Origin of the sequence: Paraburkholderia sp. MM5482-R2, from assembly GCF_050436125.1 — a bacterium.
GTDB classification, from domain to species: domain Bacteria; phylum Pseudomonadota; class Gammaproteobacteria; order Burkholderiales; family Burkholderiaceae; genus Paraburkholderia; species Paraburkholderia tuberum.
This window is the reverse complement of sequence record NZ_JBNDLP010000001.1, coordinates 1-24,621: the sequence shown is the minus strand read 5'-3', so window position 1 is coordinate 24,621 and position 24,621 is coordinate 1. Positions and strand designations below refer to the sequence as shown.

Genomic DNA, 24,621 nt, shown 5'->3' with positions numbered 1-24,621 from the left:
CGACTGACGACCCGTCGCTGACTCACTCCCGGGCCCACAAGGCGTGGCGCGTCCTCGAGCACTTGAGCCTCGGTTCGGAACCATGTTCGGGACTGTGGACCACGTGGTACCGAATGTCGTTGAACGTGATTCATAGGAAGGTTCGATTTCATCGAACAAGGTCGGGTGCACGTGTACTTCCAAATCGCGTCGCCTAGAAACGGCGGGTGGCCCGACGCCAAGCGGATTCGGGGGTCAACTGTTTTGTGTACCGCATGGTCTACGATAGATCAAGGCGATGAGTGCGTTCCCGTCTGACTAACTGGTTCCTGAAGAGAAACTCCGTGGCCGCAAAGCGGAAGCGTTGCGCGGCACGGAGCGAACAAAGTCTTTGGGCTTTCTTGACCTCAGAGGTATTCCATGCTTCAAGACAGCGACGTCGCAACTCGGATCCCAGCGCAAGACCTCGCTCGCGCAAGATCTTTCTACTCGAGCAAGCTCGGCCTTGAGCCGGTGGAAGAACGGGCCGGTGGCCTCCGCTACAAATGCGGCAGGGGCTACTTCACACTCTTTCAGTCGTCTGGGTCGGCCTCAGGTACTCACACACAAATGGCCTGGGAGGTCGATGACATCCAGGCGACCGTTAGTGAGCTGCGACAGCGTGGAGTCGCGTTCGAAGAATACGATCTTCCCGGCCTCAAAACGATAAACGGGATCGCTGATATAGAAGGGAATTACGCGTCCAAGGGTGGGGTCGGCGAACGAGCTGCTTGGTTCCGAGATAGCGAGGGCAACCTGCTCGGCATTGGGCAACCGCTTAAGTGAGCAGGCCGACGCCATGCCTCAAAGCGCCGCTTAGGGTCAAAGCAGGCTATCGGTGCAAGGGAATCGACTATTGTCGATTTCTTGACTCCCCGCTCGTCGTACGTATGGGCGGTCGTGTTGCGATGCGCTGCCGACCGGCACCTATAGTCCGTATGGGAAAAAGGAGATTGCGAATGACTTACGTCGATGGATTTGTTGTCCCCGTGCCTACAGCCAACCGCGAAGTTTACAAACAGTTCGCCGAAAGAGCGGCGGCCGTCTTCAAGGAACACGGCGCGTTGAAGGTGGTCGAATGCTGGGGAGATGACGTGCCGGAGGGCAAGGTGACGTCGTTTCCAATGGCGATCAAGCGCAAGGATGATGAGACGGTGGTGTTCTCCTGGGTTGTCTGGCCGTCGCATCAGTCGCGAGACGAAGGAATGAAAGCGGTAATGGCCGACCCGCGGCTGCAACCAGATAAAAATCCGATGCCTTTTGACGGCCAGCGGCTAATCTATGGCGGTTTCGAAGTGATTGTCGACGCGTGATGGCAGAAAAACATGGCGTCGGTTCGCGTTGAGACGCGAACCGACGCCGCGGCCTGGCATTGAACATCCGCGATGCAACGCGTGAATCTCCTGTCGGACTTACGCTACTCAGGGCAAGCTGTGAAGTCAGGTATCTGGTTAGCAGCGGACGGTCGCGCGTGACGCATAAGTGACTCCAACGGGTCGGGAGTGTGAGTTCGCGATGCAGGAACCTGCCGCCCGTCTGCGCGACTCCGCCGCTGTCTGCAATCCGCCGCCTTGCTGACGTAGAACCCAGCCTGCCTCAATGTCGGCATTGGCCGAGTTGCGTGCATAGCACGCCCGTCAGGTTCCGGAGCATTGCGGCCGTTCCAGCGACAGGGGTTCCCGCCTCTGAACGGCGGTTCATGGCCGATTTACCTCTCGTGACTGACGGCGAATCCCGGCAATCAATTGCCTTTTGATAAATTGCGGAAAGCGTCCACAGTCCGGATCGTCGGCGTGCTCGAGCGTCGCGTGCCGCGCGCCCGTGGCGCGCCATCGCGCAGCATCCGGCCATAGCTCATTGCGCCGTAGACCCGGCCCATCGTCCCGCGCACTGCCGCGAAGAGCCCGTCCAGAAAGCGTGCGTTCTCGCCAGGAAGTCCCGGTCGAGCGCCGCAACCGCGCTCATGATCGCGCGCACCTGCGTGGGGCACTCCATTCGATACGGGTCGTCCGATTGGACACCTCTTTCAGAACAGCGACGCCTGTCGCGGATCGCGCGCAGGTGGTCGCGAGGCGGTAACCGCCTTGCGACTGCGCGCGGACGCGCGCCGCTGTGCGATGCGGCGCAAATGCACGATCAGGGACACGGTCTGCACGCCAGCTGTGAGCGTGAGTGCGAAGTGTCCGACGTCGCCCGGCGCGCCTGGAAGATATGCGCGCAGCGACGGCCGCAGTGAAAGGCGCCGGGCGCGGGCGATTAACTGGCTGCGGCTCATGCCGGGCCAGCAATCAGCTACGAACTGGCGGACGGTGGCGGGCAGTGACTCGGGGGCGACGTCGCCGGGCAACGCCAGGGCAACGAGTTCAAATGCATCAGCCATCGTGGGACAGCGCTCCTTCTCCGACTTCGTGCGAAGCAGACCGGCGAACACTGCTGCCTGCGGGCTCAGGAGCCCGTATCTGCCATCCGGTTCGAATCTTGCCACAAGTCGCGACAGGAATATCTCCGGTATCCATGCCCGACCATTCACTATGGTTTGCACCACCGCCTTGATGTTGCAGGAGGCGCCAATGCTGCAGTCGCTTTCTGACTCCGTGCACGACCGTGCCCCGCGCTGGACGACGGCAACAGGATCAAGGCGTTACCCGACTTCGCGACCTGATCGGGACGTGGCAATAATGCTAGCCCTCCATCTGGCGAACCCATGCGATGTGACGAACCAGATCCGAAGGTTGCAGCGGGCAAAAGGTGAGCTAGAATCAGGTGCATTCTTCACCAAAGGATCGCTCACCGTGCAAATGCAAAGCTGGGTAGGAACGATTGAGCATGAATGGCATCAGTTGCGCCGCGCCGACCCTACCCTGGATGTTGAAAAGTTTTCCCGTCACGTCATTGCAGCAAACAGGACTGGCTTCCTGTCGCCCGAGTCGCTTGCCGCCATCGCCAATGCTATTCTTACCAGCACGCTCAATCGTGCGCCGCACCTGGGCCGCTGGTTGCTCGAGCGCATCGGCGCGAACCGGCACCCAGCCTGGCGGATGGCAATGGCCATTTCTCTCGTCACACCAACGGGAGGCGAGGCGGACCTTGAGAGAGGTAATGCGATCTTTGACGATGTGATGAAGGATGAGACCGCGGACGGCCATCTTCGCGGCATGGCCGCCGCCGCGCTGGCCGATAGCGCACGGCTCGGGCGGGGCGTGCAGGCGGATGTGAGCCGCGCGCTCTCGCTCTATGAGCAGGCGATCAAACTGGGACACAAGGCTTCAGCACACAATCTCGGGCTCTTCTGGGAGGGCGCATGGGGTGCAGAAGACAACAGGGTTATCCCGGACCGCACGAAGGCCATACAGAGCTATCGGCGCGGTGGAGATGACATACGTTGCCAACGCCGTCTGGCAGCGCTGCGGTGAAGCAGCCCTACCGCCTGCCAATCGAGCCGGGGGACGAGGTCAAGAGGTGCAAACGCGTTGGGCGTGGTCGCAGATATGCGCCGGCAGGCAAACTGATGCCGCATTCGCCGGCGCCCGAATTGAACCCGTCAGATCCGTGTGTCGTCAGAACCTCACGCTTCGCCAGGCGCATTCGTAATGACACAAGCAGAGCCACTATCGGCGCCCTCCCCCTTGAGACTTGCACTAAGGGATTGGCGACATCTGGCACCCGACGGACGCTTTCGTCAATGGATACCGGCGAGGTAACGAAGAAAAGACTCGCCGTCCTTCGTGATGCGGGGGCGCCGCATCGTTCGAATGCAGGTCCTCGCGAAATGCAAGTTGAAGGGATCACGGCGTCAATTGGCGAGCAGGCTTTCCTGATCGATACCAGCGATGCGATTCAGCAAACGAGCTGCGTGCGCTTCCGTAGCACTTCGGAGGTCAACAGGCTCATGCGTCGTCGGCGATGTGAGCGCGTATAATGCCTGGCAATCCGAATCATTTCGACCTGAAGAAATCCGGCCAGACTTTTGCGCGGCTGACTGCGCAAGTGGCCCCTTTCCTGACCACCGACGGATCAACCGCCGGCGGGAGCCTTTGCGCTGAACGTGATAGCGCCGGCGAATCGATCTTCCATCGCCTGCCTGATATTGGAAAGTTTTCTTTTGACCGGTGGAAGGGAGACTATGCGTTGCTTTACAGGTCGAGCTTAACCAGATCGCGACTGGGAAATGCCGACACTGACTCAATACCGCGCTATGCTTGGTTCCCCGCGTGCGTTTTCGCCCGACGGCGTCGTTGACGCGTCCAATGCCAGCATCGCGTCATTTATAATCAAACGGTCAGCAAACCAATGATCGCATGGAGCCCTACTATATGAGTCAACCCCGCGGACGATATGCGGGACCTCGGGACAGCGGCCAGCGCCAACCTCGTCACGTAAAGCAATCTCCGTCCAGCCGGCAGAGACCACCGTACGTGAATGCACCAGCCCGTGACACCGCCCAGACTGCCTCCATTTTCAAGACACGATCGTTCCAGTTTCTGGTCGATACGGTGGGCGCAGAGAATATCGCCCTGGGGCTTGGATCAAACATGGCGCGAGTGGCCGAACTGACGAAGGGCGAGAAGTTCACGCCGGAGACCGCCTTTCACATGGAAACCACGCTTGGATTGCCTCACGGTTTCTTTGACCAGCCCCATCCTGCGCTCGCGCCCGAAACCATCGCCCGCCTGAAAGCACCGCTCGACTTCGTTCAAACCGACGACGAACCAGACGTAGCATCGGAAACACCCATGCCGCCTTCCGTCCTGGACGGCGGCCAGCAACGATATCCTGAAGACAGTTTGTCCGGGGAAGCGCAGATGCCGAAGAAAACAACGGGCGGGTCGCCCAGGGCCGTCAGGAACAGTCGAAGCCAGACGGCCGAACAGCCCACTCCTCCTGCGCCGCGAAAAGGTGCGCCCTCGAAAGACAGGACATCGCCTGCAACAGTCCAACAGCAGGCGCTGGCGCTAAACGACAGCGGCGACGTAGAAAAAATTCGGCGCGCGAATCTCCACGTTCTCACGGGTCGCAAGGGATCGAAAGCAAGACTGGGTGCCGTCATGGCGATGAGCGGATCCAACATGGCCCATCGGCTGTATGGCAAGAAACGGCTGGATAGTGTCGAAGCGAACCGCTTCACCGAGCGACTTGGTCTGCCAGCTGGCTGGCTGGACACGCCGCGCTCGGAAGCCGAGATCCCGGCGGCTGTGTCGCATTTGCTTATGCCCGCTTCGCGCGGCCGTGCGTCCGTCGAACAACCCGAGCCGCTCGCGGCCGCAACGAAAGATGGTGTGTCAGTGAAACCCACCGATGCGAAGGCGCACACGGGGCGCGCGCGGGCGGGCGTCCGGACCGGTCCGGAAAGCCCGTCACCTGTTTCGACGGATGTCGCAGAAGAGAAACAAACGGTCGTCGTCCGCCAGGATGATCATGTCAGTGATGCCCCTGACGTGCGCGCGGGTCGCTCACCAGAAGAAGGGGATGGCGGCGAAGCGTCGGCAGCCACACCGGCACTCCCTGAGGCGCTTCCGGCCGCTGCAATCCCGCAGCAATCCCCCGTGTCGCTCCCCGCTTCCGTGACCAGCCTGGACAATCTTCACGGTATCGCGCCCATTGCCGAAGCGTTGCTCAAGACGCTGGCAGCCAAGGCACGCACGGGTCGACTGGACGAACTGAAGGCGCTGGAGCTTTTGCAGCAGGCAGTCCTCCTGTGAGTCGGTGGTGGTGCGACGACCTGTTCTGCAATGACGCATGAAGCGCATCGGGTAGCCTGGCCCCAGTGCGCGCGAAGCATCGCCCTGCCCTCTGACCCGCGGTGAGATCCCGTCCTCCTCGACAACGCAACGCGCCGACGCCCGCGCTTGTGGCTCAACGATCGAGAAATTGCCGCAGCTTGTCGGCCCGACCCGGGTGCATCAGTTTTCGCATCGCCTTGCTTTCGATCTGCCGGATCCGCTCCCGCGTCAGGTCAAACTGTTTACCCAGTTCCTCGAGCGTATACTCGGACGCGGTATCGATCCCGAAACGCATCCGCAGCACCTTCGCCTCACGCGGCGACAGCGCATCGAGCGCCTCATCGATCGCGGCGCGCAGGTTCGCCTGCACGGCGGCATCCGCGGGCGATGCCGCCATCGGATCTTCAATCATGTCGCCAAGCGTCGCGTCGGCGTCCTCGCCCACCGGCGTCTCGAGCGAAACGGGTTGCCTCGCGACCTTCAACATGCCGCGAACCTTCTCTTCCGGCAATTCCATGCGCTGCGCCAGTGCCGCAGGATGAGCCTCCTGCCCGGTCTGCTGCAGGATCTCGCGGGAAATCCGGTTGAGCTTGTTGATCGACTCGATCATATGCACTGGCACGCGGATCGTGCGTGCCTGATCCGCAAGCGACCGCGTGACAGCTTGCCGCACCCACCACGTTGCATAGGTCGAAAACTTCCAGCCGCGCCGATATTCGAATTTGTCGACGGCTTTCATCAGGCCAATATTGCCTTCCTGGATCAGATCCAGAAAATGCATGCCGCGGTTCACGTACTTCTTCGCAATGGAGATCACGAGGCGCAGGTTGGCCTCGATCATCTCGCGCTTCGCCTGCCGCATTTTCGACTCGGCCGCCATCATCTGCCGGTTGATCTTCTTCAACTGTTGCAGCGGCAGTCCGGCGTTCGCTTCGATATCGATCAGCTTCTGCTGTTCCGCCTGAATCGCGGGCAGACTGCGTTCGAGCGCGGCGCCATAATCGCGCGACCCCGCGGCCGTGCGTTCGGTCCATCCCGGATCGGTTTCGTGCCCCGGAAACGACTCGACGAACTTCTCGCGGGGCATCCCGCACCGGTCGACGGCAATCTGCAGAATACGTCGCTCCACCGCGCGCACCTGCGCGACCTGTTGCTGCACGTCGGTACACAGCCGGTCTATGGTTCGCGCCGTGAAACGGATGGGCGCCAGTTCGCGCTGGATCGCTTCGCCTGTCTGTGTGAAGGTCGTGCGACCTTTGCCTTGCGCGGCATCGGCACGCGCAAGCTGATCGAACAGTTCGCGCACTCGCGCAAATATCTCGAGGCTATCGCTCGTGAGCTGTTTCAGCCGCGCTGCGTTCGCCTTCGCGCGATCTTCGTCTCCCGTCCCGCTGTCTTCATCGCTGTCTTCATCGCCGTCATCGTCGGTGTCCGCGTCGATGTCGGCGTCGATGTCGTTTATGTCAGCAGAGTCCGGGGCCGAATGTCCGGCCGCTCCGGAGTCTTCATTGAGACCGTCGACCAGTTCGTCGATGCGCAGGTCACCGGCCTCGATCTGCTCCACGCTCGCAAGGATCGTGGAAACAGTCGCCGGGCAGGCTGCAACCGCCTGGATCATTTCATGAAGGCCGTCTTCGATGCGCTTCGCGATCTCAACCTCGCCCGCGCGAGTCAGCAATCCCGTCGCCCCCATTTCACGCATGTACATCCGCACCGGATCGGTCGTACGCCCGAATTCGGAATCGACCGTCGAAAGCGCGACTTCCGCTTCCTCGTCGGCCTGGTCGTCCGACACGGCTGCCGGCGCGGTGTCATTCAATAGCAGCGTCTCCGCGTTAGGCGCCTGCTCGTAGACCGCTACGCCCATGTCATTAAAGGTGCTGACAATGGTTTCGATGGCAGCGGTGTGCGCGAAATTGTCCGGCAAATGATCGTTGATTTCGGCGTGCGTCAGGTAGCCGCGCGCCTTCCCCAACTGGATGAGTGCGCGCATCTGGCGCTGCCGCTCTTCGTCCTGCAACGCCGTGGACACTGCGTTCATCGGGAGCAGGGCTGCGGTAGCCTCGCCCTTCGATGCGTGGCGCCCCGCAGCCTTCGGCGCGGATGCAGGCGTGTCTAGCCCCGGATGTTCCCGATCAAAACGTGCCATACATTCTCCCCTGAACAGATTTGCCCAGCGATGGCCAGACCAGCGGCCAGCCGAATCGCGGCGAGCGCGCGACGACATTCACGGCTGCGGGCGGGCATGAGTTGCAGATCGCAACGAGCAATGGGCGCGGCCTGCTTGGATAAGCTGGCCGGTTGGAATAGCGCGAGAAAACAGCGCATGGAAAGTACACCTGAATTGTAACAGAAATTGCTGCATTGCACCAACAGGCCGAGTCGCCCGATTGAACAGGCAGGGCGCACCCTGGAACAGGATTGAGAACCTTTCCTCGCCGTACTGCGCTCATACGGTTCGGCGCAACGTCGGCGTTGATATCGTGATGTCTCGCCTGCGCATCCTGATCAACGGCAGACCGTGGCTTAATGGTCGGCAAAATGCCTTGGCCTGCCTGTCGGCTCGACCCGGGTGCATCAGTTTCCCATCGCCCTCCCTCCGATCTGCCGGATCCGTTCGCGTGTCAGGTCGAACTGTGTGCGCAGCTCCCACGAGCGGATAGTCGGAGGCGGTATTTCTCCCGGACCGCATCCGTCGCACCTCCGCTCACGCGGCGGCAGCGCATCGGGCGCCTCATCGATCGCGACAGGTAGGGAAAGCATGCGCACCGCACTCCGCGGTGAAGACGACCCTGGACGGACGATCAGTTATCCTCACTTGATCTCTACCATCTGTTTGCGACCGCTGGCAGAGTCTGCTATCCCATTCCGTGCGGATCGACGTCCGGAACAGGCGAACTTGCAGTGCCGGCGAGGAATTGCCTGAGGCGGCGTTCTGCGCTGGTTATCTTGTGCACGGGTACGGTGGCTAGCTGCGCATCGTGCAACGCCAGCAGGCTCTCGAAAACGGGAACAGCATCTTCCCCTAGCACCCACCTGTCTGCAGCATGGGCCAGTTCGAGCGCTGCTTCCACGGCGTATTCCGCCGCCTTGAAGCGTCCTGCCGGTTCGCTTCCATAACCGTCCTGCTGGAGAAACCATGCGAGGTACACGGTTCGCATCAGCTCGTTAAGCAGATGCCCGTTGCCATGACCGTCGCGGCAGGCAACGAGGGCAAGGTGGGACGCCAACGATTGCTTCCGCACCGACGCCTGGTCCATCGGCAATAACATCGCTTTTGTGAGGGGCTTTCGTGGCCGAGAAACACCTGCCCCGCCTCGCCTGGAACTCATGTTGTCTGAAATGTAAATGTGTGTGTGACAGTGCGACTATTCTAACGAGGTCTTCACCGCGATCGGCGATTCTGGCGTCGCGAGCCCTCCCCCTCCGTCGGCTTTCCGCGATAGTCCGTGCTACTGGAGCAGACCTTATCCGGGGACGGCGCTGGGCGTGGCGACTGAATGGAGCGACAGCGCTGCAGCGCACGGCCGTGTAATCGAGCCGTGAGAAAATACGCGGACACCTCGAACGGGCTTCCTGTGGGTCTGCGTCGGCGGGCTCGCACGACGTAGCGCATGGCAGCGTCTTTGAAACGGAGAAAGGATGACCACTGTAGTCAGGTGCGGCATGTTCCTTCTGGCGATCGCTTTTCCCGCGTTTGCCGGCGCCCGGTACGTGGAAGTGTGGAATCCGCCTGAGGCACGAGGCGACACGCAGCGGGTACAACCGGTGCGCAACGCACCGAAGCGTCGACGCGCGAGTATGCGCACCGGGCGTAGCCGGTTGCCGCACCGCATCGTTGCGGCTGCGCCCGGCCCAAAGGCATCAGTCGCCGCGGTCGGGCACCGCACGGGAGAGCCATCTATGACGACATTCCCCGTCAGATCACGCCTGAGGGCAATGTACTTCGCGTAGGTGGGCGTCGCGCAGAGGTCGAGGTCGAACGCTGATGCAAAGCGAGCAATATAAGGGCTGTATGCTGTGGGGCCATGCCATTCTGCAGCAAAAGGAAATCCTGCACCCCGAACGCTACGCCGCAAGCGGCACCATCAAGAAAGACAACAGGGTCGTTGAAGCGTCCGGCGTACTCGGCAAATTTGACACCGGGGCAGAGGCGGAGCTGGCGGGTATTCAATGGGCACGTGCGTGTCTGGACAGTGTCGATTGAATCGAAGCCGGTGCTCGTCTGCATGATTCACCTTTCCTAGAACGTAATAAATCTGTCACCCGCCGTCGCCAGTAATCGCGGCCAGAACGCGCGCAAGTTGACACTTTTATGCCCCTTCGAATCGGCATAAAAGTGTCAACTCGCATATGTCCGTATTAGATTTGCCAACTCACCTCCTAGACTTCGAATCCCGTCCTTAGGAGGCTGACCTCATGGCGGATACCCTTCAGGCAACCAGGCCGATCGCGCTTGGCCGTCCACGCGTCTCACATCGATTTGAAGCCTTCAGCCCCGTAGGACGTAATAAATCTGTCACCGGCACTCGCCAATAGCCGCGATCCAGAACGCGCGCGAGGTGACACTTTTGTTCCCCTTTGAATCGGCATAAAAGTGTCAATTCGCATATGCCCTATTAAGGCAATGCTGATCAAGTCCACCGAGTTGGTACTTCATGCGTTATAGAGATCGTGTTTAAAGAGGCAGGCAGAACAGGATGAAGCAGCAGACGCTGGCGATGGCAGCCGATCAAGGTGCGGGTTTCGAGACGCACCGCAAACGCACGCGGCGCGACGAGTTTCTCGACACGATGAATGCGATCGTGCCATGGCCGCAGTTGTGCGCGGTGATCGAGCCGCATTATCCGAAGCGCGGCAATGGCCGCCCGCCAATCGGTCTGGAGCGCATGCTGCGGATCCACTTCGTGCAGCACTGGTTCAATCTGGCCGACTTCGCTTGCGAAGAGGCACTCTACGACAGCGCCAGCCTGCGTCGCTTTGCCGGAATTGACCTGGGTTGTGAAGCCGTACCGGACGCGACGACGCTGCTCAAATTCCGGCGCCTGCTGAGACGCACAAACTGGGCGAGCAATTGTTTGCCGAAGTCGGCCGGGTGCTGCAGGCCAGCGGCCTGAAGCTCAGAAGTGGCTTCGAGAATCCGGACAGTTCGTTGAGTGGAAAAGCTGGGGCGTGAGTCGGTCATAATGGCCGGCGACAAGGAACCAGAAGATGACGAAACGAAACCGACGGACCCACTCACCGGCGTTCAAGGCAAAGGTGGCACTCGCGGCGCTCAAGGGCGACAAGACGCTGGCAGAGCTGGCCCAGCAGTTTGATGTCCATCCAAACCAGATCACGGACTGGAAGAAGCAACTGCAGGAGCGGGTTGCCGATGTGTTCGAAGCGGGCGATGCGGTGTCGGCGGCACCGCGAGTTGACGTGAAGGTGCTGCACGCGAAGATCGGGCAATTGACGTTGGAGAATGATTCCTAAGAAACGCCCTCCGTGGGTTGGAGGCAGAAGCCGAACTCGGCTGCCCGCCTGTGCAACTGCTTGAGGACACGCTCCTTGTAGTGCTGTTCGTAGTGGTCGGCTCCCGGGTCGACGTATTGCATGCCGAAGCGCATGGCGTTGTAGAACAGCACGGCGATCTTGCGCGCCGTGGCGGTTACGGCTTTGGCCTTGCCAATACGAGCCGCCAGCCGGCGGTAGAACGCACCCAGCGCCGTGCTCGTTTTTCCCACCGTGACAGCAGCCAGCCGCAGCAGGGCAGCCACCCGATTGGTTGTCTTGCGCGTATGTGAGGAGAGGACTTTTCCGCCGCTCACCTTGCACCCCGGCGACAGGGTCAGCCAGGAGGTGAAGTGCTTGGCAGTCGGCCATCGGCTGAGATCGGTGCCGCATTCGGCGACGAGACGCACAGCCAGGTAGGAGCCGATTCCATGGATCTGGGTGAGGTCGACGCCAGCAAGTTGGTACATGAGAGTACGCACGTCGAAGCTTAGCGCGTTGGGCTGTTGGGTCCGGCTGCGCATCTTTCCCAATGGCTGTTGCGGTACCGGCTTATCGGCGGCAAGCACGGCCAGTGTGCGCTCGATCTGGGCATCGCATTCGTCAACGCGCGCCTGGTAGAAGTCATAGAGTGCCAGGGCCTGTTGCAGCGCGAAGACGTGTTCGGGCAGGTAGTTGCCCACCAGAGCGGCACGGATCGTCTCGACGCTGGACCTGCAGTTGCGATCACGCATCGCAGCCAGCACGCCGGGATCACGCTCGCCGGCCACGATAGCGCGTATGATGCGCATCCCTGTCGCTCCCGTCACGTCAGTGACGACATGGTGCAGTTGAAGGTTCATGAAGGTCAGCGCCTTCTGCATATGCTGGATGTGGGCGGCCGCGTAGTCCAGATGTCGTTCCCGAAGCCGCAGGTAGGCGCGAAGCGCCGCGATGTCGCCGCTGGGTTTGAAGCTTGGGCGCAACAGACCGCAGGCATGGAGCCGCTGCAGCCACTGCGCGTCGTTGACGTCGCTCTTCCGACCTGGGACGGCGCGAGACTCGCGTGCGTTGGCAACGATTACTTCGAGACCACGGCCTTCGAGGATCTCGTAGGCCGGGATCCAGTACACGCCGGTCGATTCCATCGCCACGGTTTTGATCCCCAGCGACACGAGCCAGTCGGCCATACGTTGAAGGTCGCCGGTGAAGGCCTGGAAAGTCTGTACAGGCTGGTCGCACAGGTCGGGCGGCACGGCAACGACATGGAAGCGGGATCCAATGTCAATGGCCGCAGCCCGGTCGTTGATGACGGGCAGGCCTGACAACTTGCGACGGGGTTTAGGCATGATCGCGCCTCCTGCAGGTTGTGGGCGCGCCGGACGGGGGACTCGGATGAGATCACATTCCTAAACGGGGTCGCAACGAAGCGCCACCACAAGCGGGTCCGCAGCTTCCCCCTGGGCCAGGTTTTTTGACGGGATCGTACAGCCTCCAAAATCGTAGCGGCCACTGTCCATGCGCACTTCAGTCTATGCCACTGTGCGTTTCTATCCATGGGGCCGCGACGGGTCGCGATGGTCGTTTTTAGAAAGCGCGCTCAGCAAGGCGGGACTGCTGGGCGTAAAGCGATGATCGATCGTGATCACGCTCTACCGGTGACACAGCAGGCCCGGCTGGTAGGCATCAGCCGCTCGAGTGCCTATTACCAATCGCGTGGGGTCAGCGAAGCGGATCTGAAATTGATGCGCCGGATTGACGAGCTTCATCTCGAGCATCCATTTGCAGGGGCACGAATGCTGGCAAGGCTGCTGCGTCGCGAAGGCATCAAGGTCGGGCGCAGACACGTCAGCACCTTGATGAAGCGCATGGGCGTCGAGGCGTTGTATCGCAAGCCAAACACGAGCCGCAAGCATGCAGCCCACAGGATCTGGCCGTACCTGCTGCGCCATCGCAAGATCGAACGGGCCAATCAGGTCTGGGCGCTCGATACGAGCTATATCCCGATGGCGCGCGGCTTCGTATATCTGACGGCCGTAGTGGACTGGGCGAGCCGTCGGGTGCTAGCACACCGGGTGGCGATCACGCTGGAGAGCTGCCATGCCGTCGAGGCGCTGGAGGAAGCGTTTGCGAAATACGGCCTGCCTGAGATCGTCAACACGGATCAAGGCAGCCAGTTCACCGCAACCGAATTCACCGACGCGGTGCTCAGCCGGAACGTTCTTCTGTCCATGGATGGAAAGGGCGCCTGGCGTGACAACGTGTTCGTCGAACGGGTGTGGCGAAGCGTCAAATATGAAGAGGTCTATCTGAAAGCCTACGACTCGGTCAGCCACGCCCGCCGCTCAATCGGCAATTACCTGAACTGGTACAAGTGCGTTTCATACTGCCCAACCTCGCTATGTTGTTGATAAATCTAGAGAGCCCTGTTGTGTCGTTGGTATTGTGGGGTGTCCACGCCGTGCGCGAGCCCGTCCGACGAGTTCGGTAACTGCGTCCCCGGTAAGCGAATTGCGATTGAAGATCCATGGCCCGTTGGGTAACGGATGTTCGGCGGGGATCTTGTTGCGCTCAACTGCGAGCCTGAGCGTTCCGGGGCTCACACCGATGAACGCCGATGCCTCGGTCAACGTCATCCATCCTTCAGCAGCACGTCGTTCGCTCGAATAGACCGGGATCTGATGGTGGCTGCGCAACGCGGTGACTCGCTCCTGGGTCCAGAAGTTACCCCGGCCGGTTCGCAGGTCATTGCGATTGAGTACGCCGGCGATCACCAGATCCGGACAGATACGGACAAGCTGGCGCACGGCATCAATTGCTTCACGTGACGTATGCGTAGTGTTCTCTCCGCGGCGCCGCCGCGGCACGCGAATCTCGGTATGTACTCCGCCCTTCCAGTGAATGACGAGCACGATTTCGCTCGTTGCGTCGTCAACGTCAACGACGACTTCGTGGATCAGGGTGCGCACTATGCGCTTCTTCAGGCGGGCGTCGGCCTGCGGCCAGATCGATTCCAATGCAGTGGCAAGATCGGCAAACTCCTCTGGCTGGGTAGGCGGTATCTGGCCGGATGTGCCCGACTGTTGCTCGATACGCGATTGCAGTTCCTCTACGCGTAGTAGCGCATGATTCCAGCGCCGCTCCAGTTCGTCGGCGACAAGCCGGTTCTCGGGGTCAGCAGCATCGTACTGTTTCTGCGCGCGTTGCGCGGCGTAGCGTGCAGCCTGAAGATCCCGCTGCAACGCGGCCAGCACTTCGTCCTGCTTCAGGGTCTCTTCTTCGCGCGCCACGATTGCTGCCTCAATTGCCGCCGGTTGAACGACCTGCAAGACCGCCTCGGCGATGGCCGCGTCCGCGCGTGTGCCACCGAACGCAATACAACGCGGTTGCCCCTTGTCCATCCAGCCGCGATGACAGCTATAGCGCAAGGCGTCGTGCCTGTTACCCGTGTAGTGTAGCGTCAGCTTGCTCGCGCAGCGCCTGCAGCGCAACAGTCCCGCCAGCAGGGCCTCACCGTTCTTCGGGGCGCCAGCGTGTCCGGCCAGACGCAGGTTGCCGCTAATGGCACACTGGATCCGTTCGAATTCGTCCCAGTCAACGTACCCTTCGTGGGCATTCGGAATGAGCGCAAGCCACTGATCCCGTGGTTTGCGGCGATCACGTTTGCGTGGTTCCCCAGCCTCGTAATGGATCGCGCATTCGGTCTTGCCGTAGGCATACGTGCCACCGTAGATCGGGTTGGTCAGGATCCGGTACACCGTGCCGTAGCTCGGCCGTTTCCATTGGATTTCGCCGCGCGGCATGCATGCCGGCAACTGCAGGCCGTGCTCCAGGAACCATAACAACGTCTGACGCACCGAACCAATCGCGCCGAACTGGCGGAATACCGAGCGGATGGCGTCCTGCACGCGCAAATCCGGATCCTTCTCCAGGCGCTGGTCTTCGGTCTTGCAGTAACCCACCGGCGCCGCGACAATGAGTTCGCCCCGTTTGGCCTTCTCCCGACGAGCTTCGAGCGAACGCTGACGCAAGAGATCCAGCTCGTATTCGTTCAGGCTGCCCTTCAAGCCGAGCAGCAAACGATCGTTGCTCTGCCGTGGTGAGTAGACGGTCTCCTGATCGACGAGCACCGTGTCGACGACGCGGCACACCTCAACCAGTTGCTGCCACTCGCGACTGTTGCGCGCGAATCGTGAAACCTCGCGAGCGGCAACTGCGCCGACGTGCCCAAGACAGACCTCTGCGACCATCCGTTCGAAGCCCGTGCGCGTTTGCGTTCCGGCCGCAGAGCGTCCCAGATCCTCGTCGATCACCTCGATCTCGTTCCAGCCCAACTGATGCAGACGATCCTGCATCGCATACTGCAGCTTCTGGCTCTCCAGATTGTGGCTGACCTGATAGGCCGACGACTGGCGCACGTACAGCATGGCCTTGCGCGCCAGATGCTGCGCCCGAATCTTGTCACTCATCGCGCACCTCCGGCTCGTGTACGGCGGCGAGCAGCCCGCGACGGTGTTGCCGCAGCAGTTGCGCCAGCAAACGCACCGTCTGCTGCCGGACCTCCTGCGGCAGGCGCGCCCATTGTGGTGTCTTCGGAAAGGGACGGAACAGGTCGAGTTGACCGCCCGGTTGGGGGTTTGTCTGGCGTCGCATCAGCACCTCCTGTACGGAGCAAAGGATGGTGCTCGGCTTGTACCATACCGCGCGGCTTGGCAGCAGGCGCCTGCGCCAGCAGGTACTTCAGTTCCCTCAATGCTTCACAGCTGACGGCGGGAGACGTTGCCGAGGTAATGCGACAGCAGGCAACGGGATCGAACATCCATTGCGGCACCTCCAGCAAGCCTGCCGTATCGAACGGCTCTCGCCCACAGCGCAACACTGACTCGGCGTTCTTCCTCTCTATCGTGGTGAAAATCCATACCGTGTGCCCGTACCACGGATGCCAGCGGTAGAGAACCTCCTTTGATTCGCTGATATGGGCGTTGTGTTGACGGCTTGTATAACCAGAACCGGCCTCATTCCAGGCTGGCCGATCAGACACCGGATGAAGCATACTTCGCCACGCTGCCAGCGATAAAATCGGCAGCTTGATTGCCTCAGCGATTCCACTTAAAAACTCGCTGATCCTGTCCGAACGAACGAGGCCACCTCTGTTGATGAGCTAGATCAACAATCCGCGTCGGCAAAGAAAGTGATGGCTTCGAACGATCAGGATCGCATGCGCCAATGGGTGGACGATCTTGAGCGGATCGGCGACAGCGCGGAAAAAGCGTGCGAACGCGCTGCGAATGTCAATGCCAGGATCAGGAAAGCAGTCAGTTCGGTTCACGCCGAACTGAGCGATCTAAAGAAACAGCTACATTAATCTCATTCACGTCATGTGAGCGGTCGCCGCGTGCGTGAGCGACCTGCGGCGGGGACATTCACGCTGATCGGCCCCGCCGCCAATATTTCACGCAGTTCTTCCCCGCGTCGAACACGATGCCGATCGCGACGTTTGGCTGGTGCGAGCAGGAATGCCTTACTTGCGTATAGGCTTTCGAAGCCTGATGCCCTCCGGTGGCGCCACAAGCAATGAACGTCCGGTGCTCCAATGGCCGTGCCGCAGTCTCAGCTTCCACACTACCGCCGTCGACGGGCGCTGAACGACCCGCATCAGCCGGTCATGGGGTTGCGATACTGCGATACCATCGGCCGCTTCCTGGGGCTTCGGACATCCGCCGCGCTTCACGAACAAGGTATCGTCGGCAACGCGCGAACACCGTTCTAGCGATGCGGGGCTATGCCAGCCAACGGTCGCGGAGCTTGCGCAAAATCCGTGCCGCGTCGAGCGTGCATCGTCCCGAGGCGATACGTGTCACAAATAATCAATGCGGTGGAATAATGCCGCGCCGTGGGCGTTTGTAGATTAGGCGTTGCGTGCAAGACCGCGAAGCCGCGAAACGGAATCGTCGGCCGCGCACAGCGCTTGCGTCCCCGTTTTGCAGGGGGTTTGTCTGTCCTTTTTGTAAAAGTTCACCGGCGTCGCGGCACTTGCCGCGAGCGATCCGCGACTCGCCGGCTCAACGCGTGGCCGCGCGACAAGTCAGTCGCGTTGGCCGTGCAGGAGAGTTCTACATGAAAGTATCAAGACTGCTATCGGCCGTATTCGTGATCATCGCGCTAGGAGTCGCATCGTTGTCGTTGGCCGCGTGCCAGTCCACGGGCGACACGAGCTCGTCGGGCAGCAGCAGCGGCACCAGCAGCAGCAGCGGCTATTGATGCGCGCTCGCGCGGCCGTCAGCGCCGCGTGAACTTCGAAGCGGAAGTGATATCGCGGCTCCCGCAGCCACGGCGCTATGCGCGTGCGCTGACGGGCGACTCAGTCCGGGCTGACCATCTGGTTCACGATACGGCCGAGCGGGCGCTCGCGCGCTGGAAAGGCTTTTGGCCCAACTGCAATCTGCGTGCGTGGCTGCTGACGATCCCTGCGACACATTGTCTGACAGGCTCGTGAGGAAAATGCCGACATCTTCTTCTGGGACGAATCTGGCTTTCGGGCCGCTTCTTTAGCAGAGCAGCCGGTTGAATGACCATCTAAGCGCAAGGGCGAACGACCGTAGGTGGCCCGCACACGGTCCGATCCTGAACCGACGACGGCGGCTGTCAATCGGCCCGACCGCACTCGACAGAAGACGACCGATCCCGGGGTTCCGGCTAGAAGCGCACGGTGCATCGCGCGACAGGATGTAGGGCATTAGGCCGATTGAGCGCACCTGCTGCTTTGTCACAATCCTTTGGAATTTCTCTGAATCTCAGCGTTGCAGCGCCTGGCGTAGACGAATGTCAGATCCGAAGTGTCTCGATCCAGGGCTTCGAAAGTACCCCAATCCTCGCTTGGTTCACTGAGGCGGTCACATAACAGTTCGATAACTGCATCCGGAGCGGGTGCACAGTTCATGTGCGGCTTGTGCGACATCAGAAACGTCTGCATCGTCTCGGGTTGTTCCAGGTTGAGCGGAACGTGCCACGGTAGCCGGCCAGATGTTCCATCAAACTGGACATACAAGACCGGCGGAGCTTTGAAGTGCGTGTGGAACAGCCCATGTACATGGATCGCGAAACGCTCGAAATAGTCCTCTACGCGCGACTGCAAGCTTGCGTGGGTATAAAGGAGGGTCGCGCTAGTGGTGGCTTCCAGACGAAATGTAACGAACCTCGCTTCCCCTTCTTGCGAAACCACCCCAACTCCGTACTGCCCTATCGCCTGAAACGTGGCCGCGCGAGGCGGAGTATAAAAGTATCGATCGACATAAGAGACGGGTTCCCAATCGTCATCATCATCGCGGAAGTTGCCCGCGCGAGAACTCGCGTACGCTGGATTGTTGGGATTCAATTGATTGGATCTGTTGTCCCTATCGCTTTTGCTCGACATAGTGTGCCTCCGCATCCGGTTCTGGGAGAAACAGCATATGCGTCCAACCCGGCGAGCTCAGTCTCGCGTCTGGCTTGCGAAAATCACCCTTTCGGATCCTTACGCATCAGGGAGTTGTGCAGTCCGTGAGTCGTCCGTCTCCAGGCCTCGTCGGCCATTTGCTGAGCCGATTTCACGGTATGTTCGATCCGATGCTTACTCTTCGGCGCTTGCGCAATCGCTGAAGTCAGACCGGAAAGTGTCCGTCGGACAGTCCTGGTGACCATAACTCACTCCGCGTTCTTGTCCACGTGTTAAGTCTAGGCCGTTACGTGAAGCGCCCGCTACTGTACGTTTGAACAGTCCCTTGGTGAGCCCATCATGGACATCCGGAAGCGCCACAGGCGACACGTCAAGAGCATCATTCGTCGTCTTCATCGTCTCGTTTCATCGGAGTAATGAGCCCCTGGCCTGTATCGATCCCGAGCCGTTCCAGCGCCTTGGCAAGGTCGTCAATTTCGCTGGCGAAATCCATCTGCCACTCCTCGCCTTCACTGCGCACAGTCAGCGAGTGATGCGCAACAGACGCGTAACGCGCGCGGTGGATCCGCCTGCACGACGACCGAGGTGTTCCTCAACTGTTTCATGAAGTGATCTGCGCCCGTATGTCCGCACCGAGCCCAACAACTCCTTGGCAGTGTAGGTGGGCTAGCCGAGGTTACATGTTATTGGCGATCGTGGCACCTGTCCGGACGAGCGCTCATGACCGACTACTGCCCGATGCCGAAGGCCGTGATCGACCCACAACTGCCTGTCGGCTCGACACGCCCCCAATGGCCGTTTGCGAGGTGCAACGGCCGCTCAATCTCGCGGGTCGCACGGCAGGTCGATCGGCATTGCTGCCACTGGGACCGTTGGGCTCTACGTCAGCAATGTGGCAGATTGCTGACGGTGGTGGTATTGAGCCCCTGTTTTCACGAGAATCTCCTTTAACGAGCGTTGCCGTAACGTCCGGTTGCGATGAGGCGAGGCAAACGCCCGAACCGCCTCAAGAACAAAAATAATGCGAATGAAAGTCCGGAAGAAGAGGCCGTACCGAGGCGATGACAGTTACGAAGAAAGCGCATTTCTCGTTTGCCGGCCCGGAACCGAGTCTGGAAACGTAGGCGTTCCTGGGCGGGCAGGCGCATCGAGACCGCTACATTTGTGTGTATGACTCTGGATGGCGGCCTGCTATTCTGTTTGAATTGCACGCTGCCCTATCCGCGGACGGCGAATTTCCTGATCGAGCGTCGTCATGAGATCGTCAGGCCTCACGGTGCGCAGGTTCAGATCGGCGGCTCAGGAACGCGCGTTCCGGATGGACTATGCGCGGCGCTTCTTCGGACAGCGCAGGCTCGCCATCACAATCTTCACCGTGCTGTGGGTCGTGTTTTCCGTCCACGACCTCGGGCGATTAGACATACTCGATCCCGCCCACTTGCACCACAAAGAACTCTGTGTCCTGAGAATCGCCGGGACGATCGGCATGACGGTGCCCGTTCTGTTGTGGAGCCGACACGCACTCGACGAGCGCTGGAGCGTCGGGCTGCTCAGTGTCTGGACGCTCAGTTGCTGGTTCGCGGTCCTGAGAATGGTACAGATCTATCCGGGCGACCTGGCCTGGCGGGAGGCCTATCCGATCCTCACGTTTGCCCTTTTCATGATATTCATGGCCTTCCGGCTTCGAGTAATTACGGCGGCGTGGCTGGTCGGCCTATGCGTCGTCAGTTATCTGGTGATGCTCTATCTCAAGCCCGATGGCCAGAGCGTCGGCGCGCGCATGGAGTCGGTGATCGCGCACGCCACGATGGTGCCGATGATGTATATCGTCGGTTTGCTCGTCAGTATCCCGCTGGAACGTGCCGCGAGGCGCGAATTCATGTACCGGCGCACCTTGCGCGCGGCCAAGGCGCGCGTCGAAGCGGCTTCGCGTGTGGTCAACGAGCAGAACCGACGCATGCAAGAGCTCGTCAGGGAGAAAGAGCGATTCTTTTCATCGGCGTATCACGACATCCAGCAGCCTCTGGCCGCAATCAACCTTTTCATCCGAAGCGCCCGGACGAGGATCAGGGACGGATACGCCGTGGATCGCGAGCTCGATGTCGTCGAGGAGACCGCGTCCGACATCCTCGACATGTTCAAGGACATTCAGGACTACAGCGAGCTGGGCTCATATGTTCCCCATGTCGTACCGGTCGACACCCACGGCCTGTTGACCGAGGTCTTCGAGCAGTACCGGGAGACGGCCCGATTGCGTGGCATCGATCTAAGGATCGCGGGACGGCGAGGCTACCCCCCGTCTATCGCGACCGACCGGTCGCTCTTCAAGCGGGCTGTATCGAATCTCGTATCGAACGCGATCAAGAACACATCATCGGGTGGCGTTGTGCTTGGCTGGGTGCAACTGAATGAACGGCTGCGCATCGATGTATGGGATACCGGCATCGGCATTGCGCCCGCACATCGCGACGCGATCTTCTCCGAGTACTATCAGATCAACAATCCGGGGCGCGACCGTTCGAAAGGACTGGGACTGGGGCTGTCGATCGTGCAGCGTGCGATCCATATCCTGCCGGGACATGGCATGAGTCTCGCGTCCGTGGAAGGGCGCGGATCCCGATTTTCGCTTTACGCGACGGTTTCGGCATCCGCCCCGACAGTCGGCGAAAATGCTCAGGATGGCGACGTCTGCATGCCCGATCTCGCTGGCACGTTCATGCTCCTGTGCGACGATGAACCTACCGTGCTCGAAGGCCTGAGGCGTCTTTTCTCGAGCGCGGGCGCGCTCGTGCACGCCGCCGAGTCGATGGCTGGATTCGAAGCCGTCCTTGCCGATGACAGCCGCATTCCCGATCTCATCGTCGCCGATATTCGTCTGCGCGAGGGAGTAACCGGCAAGGAGGTTGCTGATCGGCTCAGGCGTCATTTCGCGTGGGCCGGCGTGATTCCCGTCGCATTTATCACCGGCGAGCTGCTGTCCGATCACATCCTTCGCGACTTTCCCGAACCGTTCGTGCTATTGCGCAAGTCCTCCGCCCCGAAAGACCTGCTGGCCGAGATTAGCCGGTTCGTGACCGCTCGACGGAAGGTGAATCTCGATCTCGCGAACGATCAGTGACTGAAAGCGTCCCGAGCGTAACGCCCTTCTCTGCCAGCATCACGGTGAGTGCTGCACGGCGCCGCAACTTGAAGTATGCGAACAGATGACTGATGTATTGGCCCATGCAAGGCCCGGTGGTCCCCTTGATACGCTCGATTCGTCTAATGGTGGATGAAAACCGCCACTTTTCAGGCGGCGCCATGTAGATCCACCGCTAGTGTGTACTATCTGACCTGGGACATCGGACGATCACTGTCGATTGAACCCTCCTCCGATGTGTAATCGCAGCCTGGCTCGAATACGATTCCGGGAGACGATGGAATGCGCGTACTGATCGTCGACGACCATGAGCTGTTCAGAGCCGGATTGGCGCTTCTACTGACGGAACTCTTTCCGAACATCGAGTTGCTGCACGCGAGCACGTTGTCGCAGGGTTTGAATCATGCGCTTTGTGACCTCCTGAACATCGTTTTTCTCGATCTCGACCTGCCCGATGGCAACGGTTGCAACGCGCTTGCCGAATTGAAGGAATCGCGACCGTCCTTACCGGTGATCGTGATATCGGCCGATGAGCGAGTGGAAACCATCAGTCGATGCATCCAACTTCGCGCCATGGGATACGTGCCCAAATCGTCGCCGCCTGAAGCGCTTCGTGCGGCGATAAGCGCGGTGCTTGCGGGGGGCGTATTCCTACCAGCCTCCAGCATCGCCAGCCTCAGTCGTGAGATGGACACTGATGAGACTCCGGCAAATGGACCTGAGGATCGTGAGCCGCGCGTTAAATCGGAAACGAGCAATGCATCCGAGCTGGGACTCACACCGAGAGAGTTCGAAACGTTGGCGTGGCTGGTGCGCGGACTTCCGTCCAAGGCCATTGCCCTGAGAATGGGCCTCGAGGACATTACGGTACGGAAATACATCAGTCATCTGCTTGCGCATTTCAATCTCCGGCGCCGTACGGAACTCATCGTCATGCTGGCGAATAGCGGGATCAAGCTCGGCGTCCCGCCGGTCACGGATCCGGCGCTTGACCGAAGACTACCGGCTGCTGGGGGACAATCAACCGACTGACTTCAGGCAGCGTGCTTTCTGGAGTGGAAGACTTGCTTAACAGCACGATGCACAACGCCTCGTGCGTGGCCGCAGCGCGAAAAAAAAGCAAAATAACAGGTCGCTATCCCTACTAACAGCCACAAATGTATCAGCCAGGTGACGCGCGCTCGCCCAGCGCCTGACCACTTCAGGAACGAGCTGCGTCGGGAGGCGAGTATCCGACATGTCACCGGGATCGGACGATAACAGTGCATACATCTTTCGCCGACGATTGCTGTCGACCGCCTACGCATGTGCGTTGCGACGGCGTTTCGCCTGACCAAGAATGAGTATGACAGCAGCGCAGAGGGTGCATTCGCCGAGTGTACCCAGAGCGGTTGGTCGTCGTGAAGAGCTGAACCGGCCTTGGCTCGTGCGACGACTGCTGCAGGTCGACATGAAGTGAACAGGCTGATTGCTTTAACTCCAACGAGCCCTCTCACGAAACCTTATCAATCAATCACCACCGGTGTTGCGGCTCGTGCGCGACACGCTCGATGCGCGTGGACTTCGAGCTCGGGGCACGCAAATAACGAATCGCATGAATGGAAAACTCAACGTACACAAAGGAACCAGCATGAAATCACCACTGATAGTCGCATCCGCCGTCGTGCTGTTTGCCGTGGCCGGTGTTGCCCATTCGCAAGGCACACCGGAAGCCTCTCAACCCGCCCCGCAAGAAAGCGCCGCAACACAAGCCGCTGACCCGAGTGCGGGGATGGAAGCATACGGCGGTACGCCCGACACACGGGTACAAGCCGGTGCAAAACATGCCAGACCGTGCCGGATGGATCCACAATGCAACGTTTTTTTTGGAGGGAGCTAACACCGATCTGACGGCGCGCGAGCCATGACTGGAAAGTGGTCCGGCTTACCGAGTTCGCTGTCACTCTTTCAGGTGGCGCCTCCTGAGAGGGGAGGCGCCACGACACGCGAGAGGCCCGACGGCGCTTCAGGAGCAAGTGAAAGGGGCGTCATAACGAGCATTTGGGCGGTCGCGAAGCTTGAGTTCGAAATCGCCGCGCCAGTTGCAGCTGGCAGGACGTCAGCGTGGTGCGGGCCACGGCCAACTCTTCTTCGCGTCAATTCAACCTTCGCGGGAACGCTCACTTAAGACGACGTCTGGGCCGCGCATTTCTGGAATTCCTTCCCCGGCCGCGAGTTCGGCGTCGCTAACGCAATCCATTGATGACGAAAGGTGAAGAAATGAAAGTGAAACCCTCGGCCGTAACCATCGTGCTATTCCTGCTCACCGCGGCCGGCGCTGCCTACTCTCAGGAAATGCAACCGTTAGACGCCACTAGCCACTCCTCCAGCCAGCAAGCAATAAATTCATCGCAGCGGGCGATGCCGACGGACGGCGACAGTCCGTGGGACCATGGAGCCCAACCTGGCGGACGAGATGGTTACGGCAAAGCCCGAGACGGTCAACCGTGCGTGGTCGGCCTGTCGTGCGATATCTATCAGGGTAGTTAACTTGGCGGCTGTGTCGCGATAAGCCAACTCGCTCTCTGAAACGACCGGGACGACCGATACGATTGATAAAAGAGATGCCGAATGGGTCGAAAGTGCAAGGGCACCGGTCGCGGAAGCTGCCGTCGGACTGCTCAACGCCGCCGCTGACGGCAATGCCCCTAGCTGACGCAGAACCGAACCCCGGTCCCACGTCGGCTATGGCCGACGAAGCAACATTCGCCTTCGCCAGTCGAATGACTGTTTACTGGGCGGACCCGACGTCTGAACGTCCGAGCGACGCGACGGGCGAATGACGCTTCCTGGCCGCC

The 24,621-nt window shown here is 60.4% G+C and carries 16 protein-coding genes and 5 pseudogenes; 14 read left to right on the top strand and 7 right to left on the bottom strand.

From position 1 onward, the window contains the following. Window positions 1–399: 399 nt before the first annotated feature. Together OKW37_RS00105 and OKW37_RS00100 are read left to right on the top strand one after the other, a co-directional pair. On the top strand, window positions 400–804 hold the full coding sequence (locus tag OKW37_RS00105) for a VOC family protein (protein WP_429401233.1): 405 nt from the start codon (window positions 400–402) through the stop codon (window positions 802–804). 173 nt (window positions 805–977) lie between these two features. Continuing rightward, window positions 978–1,331, top strand: coding sequence for a DUF1428 domain-containing protein (locus OKW37_RS00100; protein ID WP_429401231.1), 354 nt, complete (start codon window positions 978–980; stop codon window positions 1,329–1,331). A gap of 713 nt (window positions 1,332–2,044) precedes the next feature. Here OKW37_RS00100 and OKW37_RS00095 read toward each other — a convergent pair. Beyond that, window positions 2,045–2,449, bottom strand: a complete 405-nt coding sequence (locus OKW37_RS00095) for a hypothetical protein (RefSeq protein WP_429401229.1) — start codon at window positions 2,447–2,449, stop codon at window positions 2,045–2,047. Window positions 2,450–2,729: 280 nt separating this feature from the next. On the opposite strand from OKW37_RS00095, the gene OKW37_RS00090 reads away from it, so the two are divergent. The 3 genes from OKW37_RS00090 to OKW37_RS00080 all read left to right on the top strand — a co-directional run bounded on the left by OKW37_RS00090 (window position 2,730) and on the right by OKW37_RS00080 (window position 5,717). Continuing rightward, window positions 2,730–3,431, top strand: coding sequence for a sel1 repeat family protein (locus OKW37_RS00090; protein WP_429401227.1), 702 nt, complete (start codon window positions 2,730–2,732; stop codon window positions 3,429–3,431). Window positions 3,432–3,700: 269 nt separating this feature from the next. Next, window positions 3,701–3,937: a hypothetical protein gene (locus OKW37_RS00085; RefSeq protein WP_429401225.1), complete on the top strand. Its 237-nt coding sequence runs from the start codon at window positions 3,701–3,703 to the stop codon at window positions 3,935–3,937. A 394-nt stretch (window positions 3,938–4,331) separates the two neighbouring features. Beyond that, window positions 4,332–5,717, top strand: a complete 1,386-nt coding sequence (locus tag OKW37_RS00080; RefSeq protein WP_429401223.1) for a hypothetical protein — start codon at window positions 4,332–4,334, stop codon at window positions 5,715–5,717. A gap of 154 nt (window positions 5,718–5,871) precedes the next feature. On the opposite strand, the gene rpoD is transcribed toward OKW37_RS00080, so the two are convergent. Both rpoD and OKW37_RS00070 read right to left on the bottom strand, forming a co-directional pair. Continuing rightward, a complete protein-coding gene (gene rpoD, locus OKW37_RS00075) occupies window positions 5,872–7,887 on the bottom strand; it encodes an RNA polymerase sigma factor RpoD (RefSeq protein WP_429401221.1) in 2,016 nt (671 codons plus the stop codon). A 709-nt stretch (window positions 7,888–8,596) separates the two neighbouring features. Continuing rightward, window positions 8,597–8,998: a hypothetical protein gene (locus OKW37_RS00070; protein WP_429401219.1), complete on the bottom strand. Its 402-nt coding sequence runs from the start codon at window positions 8,996–8,998 to the stop codon at window positions 8,597–8,599. Window positions 8,999–9,726: 728 nt separating this feature from the next. On the opposite strand from OKW37_RS00070, the gene OKW37_RS00065 reads away from it, so the two are divergent. The 3 genes and pseudogenes from OKW37_RS00065 to OKW37_RS00055 form a co-directional block, all read left to right on the top strand. After that, window positions 9,727–9,945, top strand: coding sequence for a hypothetical protein (locus OKW37_RS00065; RefSeq protein ID WP_429401217.1), 219 nt, complete (start codon window positions 9,727–9,729; stop codon window positions 9,943–9,945). A 493-nt stretch (window positions 9,946–10,438) separates the two neighbouring features. After that, window positions 10,439–10,869, top strand: a pseudogene (locus tag OKW37_RS00060) (transposase); the annotation flags it as partial. A gap of 80 nt (window positions 10,870–10,949) precedes the next feature. Further along, window positions 10,950–11,207: pseudogene (locus tag OKW37_RS00055) on the top strand (transposase); the annotation flags it as partial. Window positions 11,208–11,209: 2 nt separating this feature from the next. Here OKW37_RS00055 and OKW37_RS00050 read toward each other — a convergent pair. Next, window positions 11,210–12,559 carry an IS110 family transposase gene (locus OKW37_RS00050; protein ID WP_184056253.1) on the bottom strand — a complete coding sequence of 450 codons (1,350 nt, stop codon included), beginning with the start codon at window positions 12,557–12,559 and terminating at the stop codon, window positions 11,210–11,212. Between the two features lie 237 nt (window positions 12,560–12,796). Between OKW37_RS00050 and OKW37_RS00045 the strand changes: the two are divergent. Then, a pseudogene (locus OKW37_RS00045) lies at window positions 12,797–13,582 on the top strand (IS3 family transposase); the annotation flags it as partial. 27 nt (window positions 13,583–13,609) lie between these two features. Here the strand turns inward: OKW37_RS00045 and OKW37_RS00040 are convergent. Both OKW37_RS00040 and OKW37_RS00035 read right to left on the bottom strand, forming a co-directional pair. Beyond that, window positions 13,610–15,679, bottom strand: a complete 2,070-nt coding sequence (locus tag OKW37_RS00040) for a recombinase family protein (RefSeq protein ID WP_429401215.1) — start codon at window positions 15,677–15,679, stop codon at window positions 13,610–13,612. Further along, window positions 15,672–15,863 carry a hypothetical protein gene (locus OKW37_RS00035; RefSeq protein ID WP_429401213.1) on the bottom strand — a complete coding sequence of 64 codons (192 nt, stop codon included), beginning with the start codon at window positions 15,861–15,863 and terminating at the stop codon, window positions 15,672–15,674. Before OKW37_RS00035 ends, OKW37_RS00040 begins: the two co-directional genes overlap by 8 nt. A 499-nt stretch (window positions 15,864–16,362) precedes the next feature. Between OKW37_RS00035 and OKW37_RS00030 the strand changes: the two are divergent. The 3 genes and pseudogenes from OKW37_RS00030 to OKW37_RS00020 form a co-directional block, all read left to right on the top strand. Beyond that, window positions 16,363–16,575, top strand: a pseudogene (locus tag OKW37_RS00030) (hypothetical protein); the annotation flags it as partial. A gap of 752 nt (window positions 16,576–17,327) precedes the next feature. Continuing rightward, window positions 17,328–17,471 (top strand): hypothetical protein, encoded by a 144-nt coding sequence (locus OKW37_RS00025; RefSeq protein ID WP_184052630.1) that lies wholly within the window; start codon window positions 17,328–17,330, stop codon window positions 17,469–17,471. Window positions 17,472–17,499: 28 nt separating this feature from the next. Next, window positions 17,500–17,676 (top strand): annotated as a pseudogene (locus OKW37_RS00020) (sigma factor); the annotation flags it as partial. A gap of 300 nt (window positions 17,677–17,976) precedes the next feature. On the opposite strand, the gene OKW37_RS00015 reads toward OKW37_RS00020, so the two are convergent. Next, window positions 17,977–18,624, bottom strand: a complete 648-nt coding sequence (locus tag OKW37_RS00015; protein WP_429401211.1) for a hypothetical protein — start codon at window positions 18,622–18,624, stop codon at window positions 17,977–17,979. A gap of 1,276 nt (window positions 18,625–19,900) precedes the next feature. On the opposite strand from OKW37_RS00015, the gene OKW37_RS00010 reads away from it, so the two are divergent. Both OKW37_RS00010 and OKW37_RS00005 read left to right on the top strand, forming a co-directional pair. Beyond that, on the top strand, window positions 19,901–21,763 hold the full coding sequence (locus tag OKW37_RS00010) for a hybrid sensor histidine kinase/response regulator (protein ID WP_429401209.1): 1,863 nt from the start codon (window positions 19,901–19,903) through the stop codon (window positions 21,761–21,763). 303 nt (window positions 21,764–22,066) lie between these two features. After that, window positions 22,067–22,816, top strand: coding sequence for a response regulator transcription factor (locus OKW37_RS00005; protein ID WP_184061688.1), 750 nt, complete (start codon window positions 22,067–22,069; stop codon window positions 22,814–22,816). Window positions 22,817–24,621: the final 1,805 nt, after the last annotated feature.